The organism is Achromobacter piechaudii NBRC 102461, from assembly GCF_001571245.1.
Lineage (GTDB): Bacteria > Pseudomonadota > Gammaproteobacteria > Burkholderiales > Burkholderiaceae_B > Achromobacter > Achromobacter piechaudii.
In genome coordinates, this window is the sequence record NZ_BCTK01000018.1 from 1 (window position 1) to 17,300 (window position 17,300).

Sequence of the window (17,300 nt, forward strand, 5' to 3'; positions counted from 1 at the left end):
TGTTATTACCGCGAGTACGCAATGGGTTGGGGAAGCGCTCAAGGGCAAAAGTCCCAGGCTCCTGCTGGCATCGACTACGTGGATGATCCCCCTGCGGATTTCTCTCAAGCGGATTTTTGGCGATGGGTGGAGCAGTCGACCGGGTGGGATATCTTCAACGGGGCGACCAATCCTATGGCGAACTCCTATGCGATGGCGTCCACGCAGCGTTGGCCCGGGCGAGGGTTGCCGCCGTACTTTGAGGTCGTAGAGACACGCATGCGCGAGCCGCTTCGCTTTGCCGTGCGCGTGCGGTCTTCAAGCGCCTCGCTCAAGACCACCGATGCGGATAGCGCACTGGCGTCGCCACTCGGCCGCTTTCGCTATGCCGCCTTGGGCACGTCGGGCGGGATCAATGTCGTGAGCGCCGCAGAAACCTATTTTTTGCGGCCAGAACTTCGGACCGACGGCCGAGGCGAACTGCCCACATTGTTTCGACCCTATTGGCAGGCGCGGCTGTCGGCAGTGACGCGCGATGAGGCCAAGCGGGCAAGGGGTGCACGATGATTCCGTCCTCTGTGTGCACGAATCACGTCGCCAGGCAGCAAGGGCAAGCAATTGTCGAAGCTCTGCTGATGTTGCCGCTGATGGCAGCCCTGCTCTGGGGAGTCACCTGGGTTGGTGGCCTCCAATTTTTGGCTCAACAGCTTGCGCATGCCAGTCGTAAGGCTGCGATGGCGGGTGCTCTGGGTCAACATGCCACCCCGCTGCATTCCTTCGCGGCCGCCCGGCAAACTCGTCAGATGCGTGACCTTGACGGCGTTGCGACACCGAGTCTTTCCCGCTTGCAGCGGGAGTGGTTTGGTGAAGGCCTCCGTTTGATGTCGGTGTATGCCCAGTCAGCGCACTCATCGTCCGGCGCACTACGGTCGCCTTCGATCACACGCCATACGCATGTGGCCGTCGGCTCGGGCCATGCCTTCAGTGACCATGATGCGCGTCATCGCATCGCGAAACCTTCCGATGCGTGGCGTCGCGCCGAACAGATGTCGCTGGCTGCGGCGCATCGGATAGCGCCGCAGTTGCAGCGCATGGACCGTCCTTGGGGCAGGCCTGCACTACGGACTGATTGGTTGTCGGGATGGGCTGACGTCGTGCCTCAAGGACGGTTGACGCTACAACAGGAACAATTTCGATGAATGCCTATTTGAATATTTCGCACCGACGAATGGGCGCCTTCAGGCAATGGCTCCGTCTGCTGTTGGCCAGTGCGCTTGGCTGCGCGGCGGCACCGTCTGCGGCAGGGGCTCTCGGCCTTCCAAGCGGCGCGGGGGGCGTCTCTTTAAGCCAACTCCGCCTGCCCGAAGGAAGCCAGCAAGCCTGGTTGGCGGACCACCTGTGGATTCATGGGCTGCCTGCCCGGGTCCTGGTGTTTGATGCCCCGGTCAGTGTGCCTGCCTTGATCCGCATGTTGTCGGCTCAACAGCCGGCGTTGACGAATCTAAATGTGTTGCCGGGTCAGGTCATTCTGTCTGGCGAGGTAGAGGCCGAGCAGTGGGTTGCGCAATTGCAAAGCGCTGGGCCAGACCGCAGCGTCGGCACCATTTCCACGCTCCGTCTGAACCCAGCAGCTGAACTTCCTTCACCAGCCTGGTTGCCGCATGGTGCACGGCTCCGACTGAATCTTGGGTTTATGGAAAAGGGCGGCAAGGTGTCCGAACTCATCTGGCAGCACGCCTTGCCGCCTGGCCGGATGATGCCCTTGTTGCACTCGGCGTTGCGGCGCGAGGGGTGGCGATTCGAAACGGAGAGTGGCGCGTCGCAGTCCTGGGAACGTGCGGGCCAGCGCATGCAGATTTCCCTTATGCCCTTGGAGGAGGGCTGCGGGCTTCACGTCAGAAGGTGGGCGCCATGAAGGCTATCTTGATGCAAGGCGTTCAACGGCTGCGAAAAGTGGGTGTGTACGGCTTGGCGTTGACGGCGGGGATGGTGTCGGCATGGGCGGTGCGAGAGCACGTTCAGCAACGAGTAGAAGCATTAGAGGCCGATGCGCGCACGCCTGTCGTCGAGCGACTGGTTGCTGCCTATGACCTTGCCGCCGGAACGCGAATTGAAGAGGTTGATGTGGCGGTCAGGAACATACCCGTGCAGTGGGCGCCCTCCGCCAGCCTGGATCCGCAGGCCCTGAATCTTCTGCTTGGTGGAACGCTCGTCGCGGATGTTGCCCAGGGGGAGCCGGTATTGCAGTCGCAGCTGACCTTCACCCCCACGGCACCCGCGTTGGCGTCCCGTCTAAAGGCCGGCCAGCGGGCGTTGACCGTGGCTGCGGCAGATCTGGGTGGGCTGGCCGATATGCTGCGCCCCGACGACCTTATCGACCTCTACGTCACCTTTGTCCATCACCAACGAGAGGTCACCGTGCCATTGCTTCAAGGGATGCGCGTGTTGACGGCAGGCGCCATGGCAGACGAAGAGGGCGCGCCCAGCGGCATGGGCGGCATCACGCTTGCCGCCGATCCCGAACAGGCAATGAAGTTCGTCGCCGCCAGGCAGGCAGGCACGCTGACCGCGATGCTGCGGCATCGGGATGACGCCGCTTCCGTTGCCGGGGCAGTTCAAGCGGATCTGGCCACGCTGATTGGCCTTGCGCCCGAGCCCCCGCGTGCTCCGGAGGTAACCATCTTGTATGGGGATCGCATGGATAAGCCATTGACGGTGTTTCCTTCGGACGCTGTCGATATGTCTGATGAGTCTAAGAGGCGGCCATGAGACAAATCCTAGTCATGTTGCGAACTGTCTGCGTGACAGCCGCAGGTGCGCTTCTGGCTCTGAGCGCAATTGCTGCCCAAGCCAGCCCCAAAGCGCTGGAGTTGCAGGTAGGCGAAACGCGCGTCCTTGCTCATCCCGGTGTGAAGCGAGTGGCGATTGGCAATGGGCAGGTATTGAGCGCCATCGCCGCCGAGGGGCGCGATGTCGTGATCTTTGCGCGCGCCGAAGGCGTGTCGTCGGTGCATGTCTGGACCGCTGCCGGACGCGCGACGGCGTATGAATTGCGCGTCGTCCCCGCTGGAGCGCCACGTTTGCGCGCGGAGGTCGATTCCCTGCTGGCTCGAATTCCCGGAGCGCGCAGCACTCACGTGGGTGGACGGATAGTGATCGAGGGAGACGATTTGTCCGACGATGACCGTGCGCGCATCGCTGCGTTGGCCGAACGTTATCCGGCGATTCTGGATTTCACGGGGCAGGTGGGATGGGATCGCATGGTGCTTCTCGATGTTCAGGTCGTGGAAATTCCGACTTCGAGAATGCGTGAATTTGGTGTGCGTTGGGACGGTTTGACCCAGGGGGGGCTCAATGCGGGTCTGGCATGGGATGCGGGGTCGCGGGGGCGAATGAGCCGGCCGGGCGAACCCATCGTCGAGACCTCAGGGCCGGTGTCGGCCGCGGCGGGATACTTTGGCGTCAACGCCTTGCTGTCAGCGCGTATCGCCGCGCTGGCTCAAAGCGGCGAGGCCGTCATGTTGGCCCAGCCGCAATTGCTGGCTCGCAGCGGCGCCAGCGCCACATTTCTGGCCGGGGGCGAGGTGCCCTACACATCGACCGACTCTCGCGGCAATCCCACCACCTTGTTCAAGCCCTACGGCGTGTCGCTCAATATCACGCCGCGCATCGACCGCAATGGCGTCATCCGATCCTTGATTGAAGTCGAGGCAAGCTCTGTCGATACGTCAATCAGCGTGGCTGGCGGTCCGGCCCTGCGCACGCGTCGGGCTTCCACCGAATTCAACGTGAGGTCAGGCAATACGCTGGTCATAGGAGGATTCTTATCGCGAGAGCAGGGGCAGGACCTCACCGGACTGCCCTGGCTTCAGAACATTCCTATTCTCGGCGCCTTGTTCTCGTCACACCGGTTCCAGCAGCGGGAAACCGAATTGGCTATTTTCGTAACGCCGAAAATCGTGTCTCAGACGGAGCCTGCCTTGCTGGAGCGCGTGCAGCGGGGGCGGGGAATTCTTGACGCGGCATTTCCCGATGCACCTCGCTTGGGAACGACAACCCCCGTTTCAAGCGACGGCTGGAATCCGTACTCCGGCCCCGGCTCCCAGTGGGCCGAGGCAGAGGAACCTGCGTCCGTGCCTCATCAATGGTGAAGCCATGCTCGATATCGAAATGACTTATGAAAACGCCGGGGTCCGCCGCTTGTCCACGCCCGCGCCCGTATTGATCGGACGTGGGGCGCAGTGCGGCCTGCGCATTGCCAATTGGCGAGTAGGGCGGCAGCATGCGCGACTGCTGCGCGAGGACGGCAATATCGTGCTGGAGGATCTGGGCACGCTTGCGGGAACCATCGTGAATGGCATTCGGATCGTGCGTCATACGCCGGTGTTGCCGGACGACGCCATTTTGATTGGACCCTGCCGACTGACGGTGCGATGGGTTGCGCCGGACGACGTGACGTTGCCCCATTCGGTCGGCGTTGCGCCGACCGGGGATAAGGCCGATTCCATTGATGATGATGTGGGGGATGATTCGCCGTTCGGCGTTCCATTGTCCAAAGAGATGCCGATCACATCGACGATGCTGCCCACGACGCCGAGCACGCCGGTGACGCCGACCAGCCCAGCTACCGCGAACCCGCCAAGTCCGCCAAGGTCGCCAAGTCCGCCAAGCCCGACCCGGTCGATTACCTCCACAAGCTCAACAAGTTCAACGAGCCCGTCGAACGCGTCAAACACACCATCGACGCCATCGAAGTTGATGACGTCCTCCCTACCGCCGTCTCCCAAGCCACCCACAACGCCACCCACAACGCCAAACTCGACGTCTCTCTCCCCAACCCCAAACTCGCCATCAACCACCACGACGATGACGCCGCTCCGTGCGCAGGCACGGCGACGCTTGCACGCGGCGCTGCTGGATGCGCTGGACTTGCGCCGGCGCGACGTGGCCGGCATGAGCGATGAGACGTTGCGCGCCGAGGCCGAGCGCTTGCTGATCCAGATCGTCGCGTCGGACTTCGATTTGCCAAATGAAGTGGACAGGCAAGCGCTCTGCGCCGAGGTGCTGGACGAGGCCGTAGGTCTGGGGCCGTTGGAACCGCTGCTGGCAGCGCCTGACATCACCGAAATCATGGTCAATCGCTATGACGAGATTTTTGTTGAACGGGCCGGTCGGCTATGGCGGCATCCTGCGGCGTTCACCAGCGAACAATCGGTGCGCTGGGTGATCGAGCGTATCGTCATCCCCTTGGGCCGCCGTATCGATGAAAGCTCGCCGATGGTGGATGCACGCCTGCCGGATGGTTCTCGTGTGCATGCCATCATCCCGCCCGTTGCGATGAAAGGGGCCAGCCTGACCATACGCAAGTTCCCGCAGCGGCGGCCTCACATGGCTGACTTGATCGCGGCGGCGTCTTTGAGCCAGGCCATGGCGCAGTTTCTGGCGCTATGCGTCAGGATGCGAAAAAACCTTGTCGTTTCCGGGGGAACCGGTTCCGGCAAGACAACATTGCTCAATATCCTGTCCAACGAAATTCCCGAGGGCGAGCGTGTGGTCACCATCGAGGATGCCGCCGAATTGCGGCTAAACCATGATCATCTGGTCGCCCTGGAAGCGCGACCCGCCAATCAAGAGGGGCGGGGGCAAATCGCGATACGGGAATTGGTTCGCAACGCGCTGCGCATGCGGCCCGACAGGATTGTCGTCGGAGAATGCCGGGGCGCCGAGGCCTTCGACATGTTGACGGCCATGAACACGGGGCATGAAGGCTCGCTGACAACGCTGCATGCCAATTCGCCCCGCGATGCGCTGGCGCGACTGGAATCGATGATTCTGATGGCGGGCCTGGATCTGCCTTTGTCCGCTGTGCGTGAACAGATCGCAGCCAGCGTCGACGTGGTTGTGCAGCAGGCCAGACTGGCTGATGGCCGGCGCGTGGTGACTTCGATTGTCGAAGTGGCGGGCATGGAGAGCGGTCGCATACAGCTCCAGCCGCTGTTTCGGTTTGATCGCTCGGCCGGATTCAGCGGGTGCGGGGCCTTGCCGGGCTTCTTGCAAGACTGGGTGGACGAGGGCGTGTCGCTGGACGCAGCCTGGTTCTCCGAGACCATGCCAATAAGCCGGTCCGAACACGGCAGCGTCATTCGGGGGTCGCCATGATCTGGCTGGCTGCCGGGGGTGCAATGTGCTGCGTGGCGATGCTTGCCTGGCATGCTCAAGCCTGGTTTGCGCCAGCCCTGCGCCGCTATCGGGCGCTCTATACGCAGGATGCCGGTGTGCGCTTGAGCGAAGTATTCCTGTTCATCGACCCCGCACAGTTGTGGGTGGCGGCCGTGGCGTGTGCGGCAGTGACGGCGGGAATGGCCTTTTCGTTGACGGGCAGCGGCGTCGCAGCCGCATTGCTTGCCGGACTGGCCTCCCGCATCCCCCGCTTGCTGGTGAGCCAACTGCGCCGCAGGCGGGCGCACCGGTTCGAGCAACAGTTGCCAATGGCTTTGCTGATGCTGGCGGCGGCCATGCGGGCAGGCGTGGCGCTGACCACGGGTTTGCGTCATGTCGTAGAGCAAAGCGGCGCGCCATTGGCGCAGGAATTCGGCCTGATGCTGCGAGAGCAGCGACTGGGCGTGCCTTGGGACGCCGCGCTGGAAAATTTACAGACGCGGATGCCAGGCGATTCCACGTCGCTGGTGGTGGCGGCAATGCGCATCGCTTCGCAAACCGGAGGCAATCTTGCCGAAGCGTTGGAAAGCATTGCGCAAACCTTGCGGGCCCGCTTGCAATTGCAGACGAAATTGCAGGCGCTGACCTCTCAGGGGCGTTTGCAGGCATGGATCGTCGGCGCGCTGCCCCTGTTGCTGCTGGCGGTGTTGGACCAGCTTGAGCCCGACATCATGGGGCTGTTATGGCATACGCCGATGGGGTGGGGCGTGCTCGCAATCCTGGTCGTGTTGGAAACGGCGGGCGTGTTGTTGATTCGGCGGATTGTCCGAATCGAACTTTGACAGGGAGTAGCCATGTTGCTCAATCTGGGCATGCTGACAGCCGCTGCGGCCGCAGGCTGGCTGACGTGGACCGCACTGCGTCCGTTGCTGCAGGGACGGCGCGCGGTATCGGAGGGTTTGCCGTGGTGGTGGCGGGCCGCTTGGCCATGGGTCTTGGCCGTGGCGCCCTTGGTGGGGCCACTATGTTCGTGGCGCTTGCGTGGTCGCTTGAACCGCGCGGTTGAATTGGCGGGTTTGCCGGCCAGTGTTGGCTATGCGCACATCGTGGCATTGGCCGCCAGCACCGCGCTGTTCGCGGGCGGGGTGTGCGTGGGCATCCTGGTGGCCTTGGACGTGCCTATCCTGCGCGGGTTGCCGTGGTCGATGGTCGTCGGCCTGGTCGCCAGCATGGCGCCTCGCGCGTCATTGCACGGATTGAGCGAAAAGCGCCGCCGCAGTATCGAACGCGACTTGCCCTTCGTTTTCGACATGATGACGCTATGCGTAGAGGCAGGCTTGAGCGTGCAGGGCGCATTGCAGCAGGCGGCGCAAAGCGGGCCGAAGGGCGCGCTGCGTGATGCGTTGGCGCAGGCGCTGGCGGAAATGCGCGCGGGTGTGACGCGAATGGATGCGATCAAAGCGCTTGCCGACCGCAGCAATAGCCCGGTCGCCAGGACGTGGGCAGGCGCGTTGGCTCAGGCCGAAGCGCTGGGGATCAGCCTGGGGCCGGTCTTGCGTGCCCAAGCGGCGCAGTGCCGCAGTGACCGACACGTGCGGGCCGAACAGCAGGCCATGCAGGCGCCAGTGAAAATGCTGCTGCCGCTGATCGGTTGTATTTTTCCGTGCACATTCATTGTGCTGGCCTTCCCGATCGCGGTTCAGCTGCTTCAGGGCATCGCATGAACCACCGAGATCCCACGTCGTTTGCCCGGCTGAGATTCTTGCGCGTCGATGGCTGGAAAGGGCGCATGCGGGGGCTGCTTGGGCGCCGCCCGATCGGCATGCGATCGGGGGTGATGCTGATGCGGTGTGCCGGCGTGCACACCTCCGGCATGCGTTATGCCCTGGACGTGGCGTTCGTATCGCGCGATTTGCAGGTCATGGCGGTGCGCAGGGCGCTGCCGCCATGCCGGATTGCGTTATGCCTGGGCGCTATTGCCGTTGTCGAGATGCGAGCCGGCGTTATTGATGCCGAACACGGAGGTATAGGCAGGATAGAAGCTGCAATACAGCGCGCCGCCCGCCGCGATATTGAACGGGATTTGCAAGGTGCCGGCCAATTGCGGCGACAGCCCCATATAAACCAGCAGACCCGCACACAGGTCGATGAACAGAAAGACCAGCGCCCAAGTGGCGCCATACACCAGGAAGGGCCACTTATTGCGCCAGCAGGCGATGCCCGAGAAGAACAGCGCCTGCACCAGCCGCAGGCCGTGCCAGGCGACCAGCACCGGCGCATGCCAGAACAGCGCGGCGATCACGACGTAGATGATGGCGAAGATGGTCAATGGCACGCGCATCGCCATCAGGATCGGGTCCAGGGATCGCTCGACCGACGCAATGCGATAGGCCTCGGCCATCGAATCCATGAATGGCAGGAAGGTCAGCAGGCCGGCGGCCATGCTCAAGCCGGCATACAGAAGGCCCATGACGAACAGCTTTCTGAACACGCCCGGTTGCTTGAGGGGCTTGCCCCACATCGACGGCAGCATGACCCGGTCCGCTTCGACGTGCTTGCACGCAGACAACGTCATGAGGGTGATGATGGGCATGAAAGCGACGACCAGGATGGGTCCTACCGGAGGAGTCGCGCTGGCGAAGACGACCAGAAGGCTGATGAACATGGCCCAGGTGAACATGGCCAGGGGTTGCTTGCGGAACAGGCGGAAGCCGTCTCGAACCCATTGCCAGCCGGATGTCGCGGGGAGGAATGCTGCTTGCATGGCTCTCTAAAGGAGGATGTCTCTCAAAAAGGGACGCGCTAGCCCCATTATGCGGGGCGTTGCGGTTACGGCAATATTGGCAAGCCCGGGCGGTGGCGCGCCTGCAACACTCGTTCGAAATGCCGGGGGTCATGCGGCTTGAGCGTCTGGGCCGGGCGAGGCAGGTAAAAGTCGTACAGGCGGGACACCCAGAAACGCAAGGCGGCGGCGCGCAGCATCAGGGGCCAGACTTCTCGTTCGGCGTCCGTGAAGGGGCGCACGCTGGCGTAGGCGGCCAGCCACGACTGAACCAGTTCGGGGATGAACTCGCCTGTGTCGCGGTCGATGCACCAGTCATTGACGCTGACGGCCACGTCGAACAGCCAGGTGTCGCAGCCTGCAAAATAGAAATCGATGATGCCGCCCATCAGCGGATCTTCAAAGGTGCCCGCGAAAAGGACGTTGTCGCGGAAAAGGTCGCAATGGGCGGGGCCGGTTTGCAAGGCCTGCCAGGCCGGCGTGGACACCGCCGCCTGCTGCGCCGCCAATTCGGCGGTCAATAGTTCGGCCTGTGCCGGCGCAAGGAATGGCATCACCTTGGGTGCGGTCTCCAGCCACCAGCTCAGTCCGCGCAGGTTGGGCTGATGGATGGGGAAATCCTGAGCGGCCAGGTGGGCGCGCGCCAGGGTGGCCCCGGCCAGGGCGCAGTGGGCGGCGCCAGGTGCGGGCTCGTAGCCGCCGGGCAGGCGCGACACGATGGCGCAAGGCTTGCCGTGCAGCGTGGTCAGTCGGGTGCCGTCGCGCAGGTTCTGCGGACGAGGCACCGGGATGCCGCGTTCCGCCAGGTGATACATCAGTTCGATGTAGAACGGTAACTGGGCGTGCGTCAACACTTCGAAGAGCGTCAGCACATATTCGCCCCGGGTCGTATACAGGAAGTAATTCGTGTTCTCGATCCCCGCCGTAATCCCTCGAAGCGAGACGAACTCGCCCAGATCGAATTGCGCCAGGAGGGCGCGCGCGTCGTCGTCGGAAACGGGAGTGAATACGGCCATTGATATGCAGGGAGTGGGGGTTAACGAACGCTCGAACAAGCCTGTGCGGCGGCGGCGGCGCAATTTTAGACCACATAGGGCCTGGGGCGTTTGAAGCCCCCGCGCGCCGTCCCGCGCAACGTGCCGGACATAATGCCGGGAAGTCCGTAAAATACCGCATCCCCTTGTTTTGTAGAGTGATTCTTGGACTCCCCCGACTGGCGGCTGTGTGTCGCCCCAATGATCGACGTGACCGACCGCCATTGCCGTTTTTTCCACCGGCTGTTGGCCCCTCGCGCTCGCTTGTATACGGAAATGATCACGACGGGCGCGCTGCAGCACGGCAATATTCCGCGCCACCTGGACTTTGACGAAGCCGAACATCCCGTTGCATTGCAGCTTGGCGGCAGCGAGCCTGACGCCTTGGCCCAATCCGCCAAGTTGGGGCGGCAATGGGGCTACGACGAGATCAACCTCAATTGCGGCTGTCCCTCGGAACGTGTGCAAAAAGGCGCGTTCGGCGCCTGCCTGATGGCTGAACCGGCCTTGGTCGCGGATTGCATGAAAGCCATGCAGGATGCGGTCGACATCCCCGTCACCGTCAAGCATCGGCTGGGTCTGGACTACGAAAACTCCTACAGCTTCGTGCGGGATTTTGTCGGCAAGATCTACGACACGGGCTGTCGCGTCTTCATCGCCCACGCTCGCAATGCGGTATTGAAAGGGCTGTCGCCCAAGGACAACCGCGAAATTCCGCCCCTGCGCTACGACGTGGTCAAGCAGCTGAAGCAGGATTTCCCCGACTGCACGTTCGTGCTGAACGGCGGTCTGGCTGACGCCGACCAATCGGTAAGCGCGGCGGACGAATTCGACGGCGTCATGCTGGGCCGGGCCGCCTGGCATACGCCACGCGTGTTGTCCGAGGTGTCGTTGCGCTTGTGGCCGTCCGTGCGCCTGCCCAGCGATGCGCAAGTGGTGGACGCCATGACTGAATACGCCGCCAGGCAGGTTGCCAAGGGCGTGCCGTTGCGCGTGATGACCCGCCCGATGCTGGGCTTGGTCAATGGCCAATCGGGCGCGCGCCGCTGGCGCCGGATGCTGTCGGACCCGGCGCTGCTGGCGGCCAATAACCCCGAACTGATCTACGACGCCTGGCGCAGCCAGCGTCAGGCGCCAGACGTGCGCGGCGCCGCTTTCGAAGCGGCGCCGGCAGGGGTGTAGCGTGGTGGTCGGGTCAGCGGCGCCCGCCGCCTGAACCCGGCGCTATCCGATCAGGACTTGGCGGGTTCGGCGGTTTCAGCCGGCCAGTCGCGGATGTAGGCTTTGAGCATGTTGTTTTCGAACTGCTGGGCCGCCACGATCGCTTGAGCCATGTCGTAGAACGAAATCACGCCCATCAGGGTCGGGCCATCCATGACGGGAATGTAGCGGGCATGCTTTTCCAGCATCAGGCGCTGCACTTCATCGGCACTGGTATTGGGCGATACGCTGACGGGCGCGTCGTCCATGATCGAACGGATCGTGGTTTCACCGGCACCGCCATGCGCGTGCATGTGCCGGATGATCTCGCGGAACGTGAGCATGCCGGTCAGGGTGCCGAATTCCATGATGACAAGCGAGCCGATGTCCTGCTCGCTCATGGTTTGCACGGCCTGGGACACAGGCATGTCGGGCGACGCCGTATAGAGCGTATCGCCCTTGACGCGCAAAATCTCGCTGACCTTCAACATCGGTTCCTCCCGGGCGGACTACGCCCTGATGCTTTGCTATTTCTTGTTCGCTTCCAACTGCAGTAAGGGAGCGACTCCATTTTCGGTATTCTGCGCTTCTCCGCACAGTTCTTCCAGCGTGGGCGTATTTTGCTGGGAAATGACGGCCGAAGCGACTCGCAGGATTTCCGGGTCGTTCTGGACCCTGGGCTGGCTGCGGTCCAGCAGAAAATTGTCGACCACCGGCGCCATCGACGTTTCTCGCGCGTCGCAGGTCAGGACCCAATGGTCTTCCGGGCTACGGGTAGCCAGGCCCATGACGCTCAGCGTTTCCAGCACGTCATTCAGTTCGTCTTGATGCAGGCGCAACTGAGAGGCCAGTTCGTTGGCAGGCAGGCCGGGCGGGTTAGCCGATTGCACCGCGCGCAGGGCCCGCAGCGCGTCCAGCGCATCGACGAATTGCGCGCCGGCATAACGGTTGATTTCCCAGCGGCCCAGCCGAATCAGCGGCGCACTCGAGGCCAGCGTCGCGCCCAACAATACCGCCAGCCACGACAGGTAAATCCACAACAGGAAAATGGGCAGTGTCGCAAAGGCGCCGTAAATGATGGTGTAGGTGGGAAACCGCGTCAGGTAGTAGGCAAATCCTGACTTCATTATTTCCAGCGCGATGGCGGTCACGAACCCGCCGACCAAGGCGTCCCGCCACAGCACTTCCCGATTCGGGACGACGACGAAGAGCGCTGCAAAACCCAGCCCCGTCAGGACTAGTGGAATAAACGAAACCACGACACTGATGACTTCCGGAACGTCGCTGACCAGTCCCAGCGATTCCCGGGCAACGAAGGACGTGGCCCACAGACTGGCGCCGGCCAATACCGGCCCCAGTGTGATGATGGCCCAATACACCAGGGCCCGCTGCGGCAGGGGCCGCTGGCGCGATACGTGCCAAATGTCATTGAAGGCCTGGTCGATCGTCATGATCAGCAGCAGGGAAGTCACCAGCAGGAACGCGCCGCCGATCGCCGTCAGGCGCGATGCCTGGCGAGCGAACTGGTTCAGGTATTCCATGATGTTGTCCGAGACGGACGGCGGCATCAGGCTGTTGGTCAGGAAGTCTTCGAGGGCGACACGAAACTCCTGGAACACCGGAAAGGCGGTGAACAGGGAAAGCACCACTGCCAGCATGGGTACGATGGCCAGCACCGTCGTGAAGGTGAGGCTGGAGGCAACTTGCAGCAGCTTTTCTTCGCCGGCGCGTTGCAACGTGAAGCGAAAGACGCGTTGGGCCCTCGCCACCCATGAAGAGCGCGAGGTCGAGGGTTCGGTGGCCACCGGCGGAGCGGCGCCGGGCTCGGCGGGGCGATTCATCAGGCGATAATAGCAGTATGAATCCTGAACTCAACCCCCGTTTGCGCGTGCTGGCGTCGGTGTCATTGTTCGCCTTGATCGTTCTATGCATCACCTGGGAAACCGTGGTGGCGCCGCTGCGACCGGGCGGTTCCTGGATGCTGTTGAAGGCGTTGCCGCTGGCTTTTCCGCTACGCGGCATTTTGCGGGGCAATCTCTATACCTATCAGTGGGCATCGATGCTGTCGCTGCTGTATCTGATGGAAGGGGTGGTGCGGGCAATGTCCGATCCGGCTCCGCTCTCCGTGTTGATGGCCTGGGGCGAAATCATTTTGTCGGCTGTCTTTTTCCTTAGCGCCATTTTCTATGTGCGGCCCGCCAAGCGCGCCGCCCGGAGCCAACGCGCATGAATGCCACTTCCCTGTCTGAACTGCTTGCGGTCAATACCTTTGCTGCGTTGCCGGCCGCTTTCTATACCCGCCTGACGCCGCAAGGCCTGAATAACCCGCGACTGCTGCATGCCAATGCCGATGCGGCGGCTTTGATCGGCCTGGACCCGACCGTCCTGGACTCGCCTGAATTCCTCCAGGTGTTCTCCGGCGGTCAGCCATTGCCCGGCGGCGACACGCTGGCGGCGGTCTATAGCGGGCACCAATTCGGCGTCTGGGCCGGCCAGTTGGGTGATGGCCGCGCCCACCTGCTAGGTGAAGTTCAAGGGCCGGACGGCGGTTGGGAATTGCAGTTGAAGGGCGCTGGCATGACGCCGTACTCGCGCATGGGAGATGGCCGCGCGGTGTTGCGCTCGTCGGTACGTGAGTATCTGGCCAGCGAAGCCATGCACGGTTTGGGCATCCCCACGACGCGAGCCTTGGCGCTGGTCGTCTCGGACGACCCGGTCATGCGCGAAACGGTCGAGACCGCCGCGATCGTGACGCGGATGTCGCCCAGCTTCGTGCGGTTCGGTTCCTTTGAACACTGGTCATCGCGCCGCCAGCCAGAACTGCTCAAGACGCTGGCCGATTACGTGATCGACCGCTTCTATCCCGAATGCCGCGACGCACCGGCGGACCCGGCGCAGGCCGAAGCTGCCCCATACCTCAATTTGCTGCGGGTCGTGACGCACCGTACCGCGCGGCTGATGGCAGACTGGCAGGCGGTCGGGTTTTGCCACGGCGTGATGAACACCGACAACATGTCCATTCTGGGTCTGACCTTGGACTATGGTCCGTATGGCTTCATGGACGGTTTCCGATTGGGGCACGTTTGCAACCATTCGGATTCGGAAGGGCGCTATTCCTGGAACCGCCAGCCCTCGGTGGCATTGTGGAACCTGTACCGCCTGGGCGGGAGCCTGCATACGCTGGTGCAGGACGTCGAGGCCCTGCGCGCCGTGCTGGATGAATTCGAGGCCGTCTTTACTCGCGCCTTCCACGATCGCATGGGCGCCAAGCTGGGTTTGGCTGCGTGGCTGCCGGCCGACGAGCCCTTGCTGGACGACCTGCTCAAGCTGATGGATGCCAACCAGGCGGATTTCACCCTGTCCTGGCGCCGGCTGGCGGATGCCGTGCTGGGTCAGCGCAGCGCATTCGAAGACCTGTTCATCGATCGTCCGGCTGCCGCGGCATGGCTTGACCGGCTGCTGGCGCGTCAGGCGCAGGACGGGCGCCCCGCAGAGGCCACGGCAGAGGCGATGAATCGCGTCAACCCGCTATATGTATTGCGCAATCACCTCGCCGAAGAGGCTATCCGCGCGGCGAAGAAGGGCGATGCAAGCGAAATCGACACCCTGATGAAGCTGTTGCGACATCCCTATCAGCCGCAGCCGGGGTACGAACGTTACGCCGGCCTGCCTCCGGATTGGGCGGGAAGCCTGGAAGTCAGCTGCTCATCTTGACGTGGATTGCCGACAAACGAACCGTTTCGAGACCCGAATTCTTGCGATTTACACGAAAAAGCGATGATAGAGAGTGAAATATCACGCTTTTTTTCGCTGCAATCATTCGTTTCCATTGTAAATCTCGTAAGATTGTCGCCTGCGGGACACTCAGGATCGCATACCGCATCCATGGGGCATTTGTCGACAATTTTCAATATAAAGCACTCTGAATATGCCTGGCGCAGATGGTTTGCTATGTATCGGTCTGCTCGAGGATGACGCCGACTTCCGTGAGGAATTGGCGTTAGGCTTGGGCGGCTATGGTTTTCGGGTAGCGTTTGCTTGTGACAATGCTGCGGCGTTTTATCGTCGATTGCAGGAACAGCCGTGCGACATCGTCATCCTGGATGCGCACCTTCCAGGCGAAGACGGCTTTTCCGTTGCCACGCGCTTGCGAGCCCTGAGCCCCGTGGGCATTGTCATGCTGACCGGGCGCAGCGCACTCGAAGATCGCGTTCGCGGCTTGGAAGGCGGCGCTGACGTCTACATGACCAAGCCCGTGGATTTGCTCGAACTCAGCTCAGTGATCCGTAGCCTGGCGCGCCGCATGCGGCTGGCCAAGGCGCCGCGCCCGGCCGACGCCGAAACGCGGGCCTCGGCGGACAGCACTTGGTCCTTGCAGGACGGCGGCTGGATTCTGGTGGCGCCTGATGGCGCCTCACTGCATCTGAGCGCCCAGGAACGCACTTTCCTGATGGCCTTGATGGACGCGGCAGGCAATGCCGTCAGTCGTCAGGTCCTGGCCGAATTGTTCCTGCCCGAAAGCCCGGGCGGGTTTGAATTGCGCCGCATCGATGTATTGGTCAGCCGGCTGCGCGCCAAGGCGCAAAGCGCCGGCCTGAAGCTGCCGGTATTGTCGGTGCGGGGGCAGGGCTACGTCTTCGCGGCCTGACCCGCATCCACCTGGCCGGGCGCATTGACGGGCAGGGTGATGACGAACCGCGTGCCCACGCCGACCTTGCTGTGCAAGGTCAGCGAGCCCCCCTGGTTCTGGCAAATCCGCCGCGCCAGGTATAGCCCGATACCCATGCCCTGCGTTTCCCGATGCGCGGCGCGCCTGAAATGCGGCTCGAACACGCGCGCCTGCTCTTGTTCTTCGATACCCGGACCGCGATCCACCACGGCCAGCCACGCCATCGGCGCATTGCCGGTCTGAGTCTGGCCAACCTCTATCCGAACCGGTTCATTGGCCGGCGAATATTTGACGGCGTTGTGGATCAGGTTGCGCACCACCACGCTGGTCAGCGGACGATCGCAGTACACCGGCAAACGGTCTGCACCATGAACCACCAGTGCGTGCGCGGTGTCGGGCTGCATCGCCGACACGACGTCGCGCGCCAATTCGGCCAGGTCGGTGGCCTCGCCCCGAGGCGTCCAGGCCTGATCGCCCAGACGATCCTGATTCAACAGTTGGTCCATCAGTTCGGTCATGCGCGTGACGGAACGGTGGATACGGCTCAGTCGCGTGTCGACCGCTTCGCCGCTGTCGGACAAGATCATGTCCAGGGATTGTGCGGCCGCGCTGATCGTGGCCAGCGGCGCCCGCAATTCATGCGAAATCAATGCGTTCATCTGGCGCTGCGTATCCAGCGCGCCAGCCAGTTCCGCCACGCGCAATTCGCCTTGCGCAACGTGCTCGGCATCCACATGGTCATGGGCGGAAAGACGACCGGTGGCGGCTTCCTGGCGTTGCCCGGCCAGCGCCAGCCCAAGCAGCGCGCCGGCCACCAGCAGCAGCCTTGCCAGTTCCAGTGGCGTGCTGGCGGTGTCGGCGCCGTTCGAGAGCCAGGCATCCTGGCCCAGCATCCACGCGGTGGCGGCGTGCACGCAGGCCAGCGTCAGCGCAAGCGGACGCCCGGCCCTGCGCGTGGCAGCTTGCACGGCGAACCAAACCGTCAGCGCAACGCTAAGGCCCGCGCACAGCGCGGCGATGAGCGCGGGGATCGTGCCGTTTTCGGTTTCGTAGACAAAGATCAGCGCCAGGGCCGCCACGCAGGCCAGCACCATGCTTGCCACCCGGCAAGCGCTTGCGATCCTGGGAGCCGGGGCAGAGCTGGACGCGGCTAGCAGAGGCGCGGTCACCGCCAGCAAAGCGGCATACGAGCCAGCTTGCAACGCGCCCGGCGGCAGCAAGGTGGGCAGGGTACGGAATACCCCTTCCAACGCCGCGAACGCCAGACCGGCACCATAGATGGATGCGCGCGTGCGCACCCACAACAGCGCGCAGGCCAGGCTGCACGCGAGGGCAGCGCCCGCCGTCAGGCCAAGCTGGAAAATACCGGATGAGGGCAAGACGCCGTCGGCCAACACGGCGGCGGGCCAGAACAAGGCACACGCCAACAGGCCCAGTCCCGTCAGGAGGGCATGCGATTGAGCACTGGCGCGTCGTC

16 protein-coding genes and 4 pseudogenes are annotated in these 17,300 nt (G+C 63.2%); 14 read left to right on the plus strand and 6 right to left on the minus strand.

Going from position 1 to position 17,300, the window contains the following annotated elements; genetic code table 11:
- The 6 genes and pseudogenes from API01S_RS28370 to API01S_RS29280 all read left to right on the plus strand — a co-directional run.
- Nucleotides 1-546, plus strand: a pseudogene (locus tag API01S_RS28370) (hypothetical protein); the annotation flags it as partial.
- Complete coding sequence (locus API01S_RS29055; RefSeq protein ID WP_082306193.1) at nt 543-1,178, plus strand: TadE/TadG family type IV pilus assembly protein; 636 nt, start codon at nt 543-545, stop codon at nt 1,176-1,178. The pseudogene API01S_RS28370 and the gene API01S_RS29055, both read left to right, overlap by 4 nt.
- Complete coding sequence (locus API01S_RS28375; protein ID WP_050731056.1) at nt 1,175-1,894, plus strand: hypothetical protein; 720 nt, start codon at nt 1,175-1,177, stop codon at nt 1,892-1,894. Before API01S_RS29055 ends, API01S_RS28375 begins: the two co-directional genes overlap by 4 nt.
- On the plus strand, nt 1,891-2,748 hold the full coding sequence (gene cpaB, locus API01S_RS28380) for a Flp pilus assembly protein CpaB (RefSeq protein WP_082306194.1): 858 nt from the start codon (nt 1,891-1,893) through the stop codon (nt 2,746-2,748). Before API01S_RS28375 ends, cpaB begins: the two co-directional genes overlap by 4 nt.
- Before the next feature lie 14 nt (nt 2,749-2,762).
- On the plus strand, nt 2,763-4,130 hold the full coding sequence (locus tag API01S_RS28385) for a type II and III secretion system protein family protein (RefSeq protein WP_409360624.1): 1,368 nt from the start codon (nt 2,763-2,765) through the stop codon (nt 4,128-4,130).
- 4 nt (nt 4,131-4,134) lie between these two features.
- Nucleotides 4,135-4,405, plus strand: a pseudogene (locus API01S_RS29280) (FHA domain-containing protein); the annotation flags it as partial.
- Here API01S_RS29280 and API01S_RS29410 read toward each other — a convergent pair.
- Entirely contained in the window at nt 4,353-4,841 is a 489-nt protein-coding gene (locus API01S_RS29410) for a hypothetical protein (RefSeq protein WP_061306721.1), read from the minus strand. The pseudogene API01S_RS29280 and the gene API01S_RS29410 overlap by 53 nt on opposite strands.
- 16 nt (nt 4,842-4,857) lie before the next feature.
- Between API01S_RS29410 and API01S_RS29285 the strand changes: the two are divergent.
- The 4 genes and pseudogenes from API01S_RS29285 to API01S_RS29685 all read left to right on the plus strand — a co-directional run.
- Nucleotides 4,858-6,138 (plus strand): annotated as a pseudogene (locus API01S_RS29285) (CpaF family protein); the annotation flags it as partial.
- On the plus strand, nt 6,135-6,980 hold the full coding sequence (locus API01S_RS28400; RefSeq protein WP_050731060.1) for a type II secretion system F family protein: 846 nt from the start codon (nt 6,135-6,137) through the stop codon (nt 6,978-6,980). The pseudogene API01S_RS29285 and the gene API01S_RS28400, both read left to right, overlap by 4 nt.
- A 12-nt stretch (nt 6,981-6,992) precedes the next feature.
- Nucleotides 6,993-7,862, plus strand: coding sequence for a type II secretion system F family protein (locus API01S_RS28405; protein ID WP_050731061.1), 870 nt, complete (start codon nt 6,993-6,995; stop codon nt 7,860-7,862).
- Nucleotides 7,863-7,975: 113 nt separating this feature from the next.
- A pseudogene (locus API01S_RS29685) lies at nt 7,976-8,092 on the plus strand (DUF192 domain-containing protein); the annotation flags it as partial.
- Between the two features lie 6 nt (nt 8,093-8,098).
- Here API01S_RS29685 and API01S_RS29590 read toward each other — a convergent pair.
- Nucleotides 8,099-8,902: a BPSS1780 family membrane protein gene (locus API01S_RS29590; RefSeq protein WP_050731062.1), complete on the minus strand. Its 804-nt coding sequence runs from the start codon at nt 8,900-8,902 to the stop codon at nt 8,099-8,101.
- A gap of 65 nt (nt 8,903-8,967) precedes the next feature.
- Nucleotides 8,968-9,936 carry a homoserine kinase gene (locus API01S_RS28415; protein ID WP_006218676.1) on the minus strand — a complete coding sequence of 323 codons (969 nt, stop codon included), beginning with the start codon at nt 9,934-9,936 and terminating at the stop codon, nt 8,968-8,970.
- Between the two features lie 183 nt (nt 9,937-10,119).
- Here API01S_RS28415 and dusA point away from each other — a divergent pair, with 183 nt between their 5' ends.
- Nucleotides 10,120-11,136 (plus strand): tRNA dihydrouridine(20/20a) synthase DusA, encoded by a 1,017-nt coding sequence (dusA, locus tag API01S_RS28420; protein ID WP_081451528.1) that lies wholly within the window; start codon nt 10,120-10,122, stop codon nt 11,134-11,136.
- Between the two features lie 50 nt (nt 11,137-11,186).
- Here the strand turns inward: dusA and API01S_RS28425 are convergent, their stop codons facing one another.
- Nucleotides 11,187-11,645, minus strand: a complete 459-nt coding sequence (locus API01S_RS28425) for a CBS domain-containing protein (RefSeq protein ID WP_006218678.1) — start codon at nt 11,643-11,645, stop codon at nt 11,187-11,189.
- A 36-nt stretch (nt 11,646-11,681) separates the two neighbouring features.
- Nucleotides 11,682-12,995, minus strand: a complete 1,314-nt coding sequence (locus tag API01S_RS28430) for a YihY family inner membrane protein (RefSeq protein ID WP_061306722.1) — start codon at nt 12,993-12,995, stop codon at nt 11,682-11,684.
- Nucleotides 12,996-13,012: 17 nt separating this feature from the next.
- Here API01S_RS28430 and API01S_RS28435 point away from each other — a divergent pair, with 17 nt between their 5' ends.
- From API01S_RS28435 to API01S_RS28445, 3 genes are all read left to right on the plus strand, one after another.
- Entirely contained in the window at nt 13,013-13,384 is a 372-nt protein-coding gene (locus API01S_RS28435) for a DUF2069 domain-containing protein (protein WP_061306723.1), read from the plus strand.
- On the plus strand, nt 13,381-14,868 hold the full coding sequence (locus tag API01S_RS28440) for a protein adenylyltransferase SelO (protein WP_061306724.1): 1,488 nt from the start codon (nt 13,381-13,383) through the stop codon (nt 14,866-14,868). Before API01S_RS28435 ends, API01S_RS28440 begins: the two co-directional genes overlap by 4 nt.
- A gap of 214 nt (nt 14,869-15,082) precedes the next feature.
- Nucleotides 15,083-15,802, plus strand: coding sequence for a response regulator transcription factor (locus API01S_RS28445; protein ID WP_006218682.1), 720 nt, complete (start codon nt 15,083-15,085; stop codon nt 15,800-15,802).
- On the opposite strand, the gene API01S_RS28450 is transcribed toward API01S_RS28445, so the two are convergent.
- Nucleotides 15,784-17,238, minus strand: a complete 1,455-nt coding sequence (locus API01S_RS28450; RefSeq protein ID WP_050731064.1) for a sensor histidine kinase — start codon at nt 17,236-17,238, stop codon at nt 15,784-15,786. The genes API01S_RS28445 and API01S_RS28450 overlap by 19 nt on opposite strands.
- Nucleotides 17,239-17,300 lie beyond the last annotated feature (62 nt).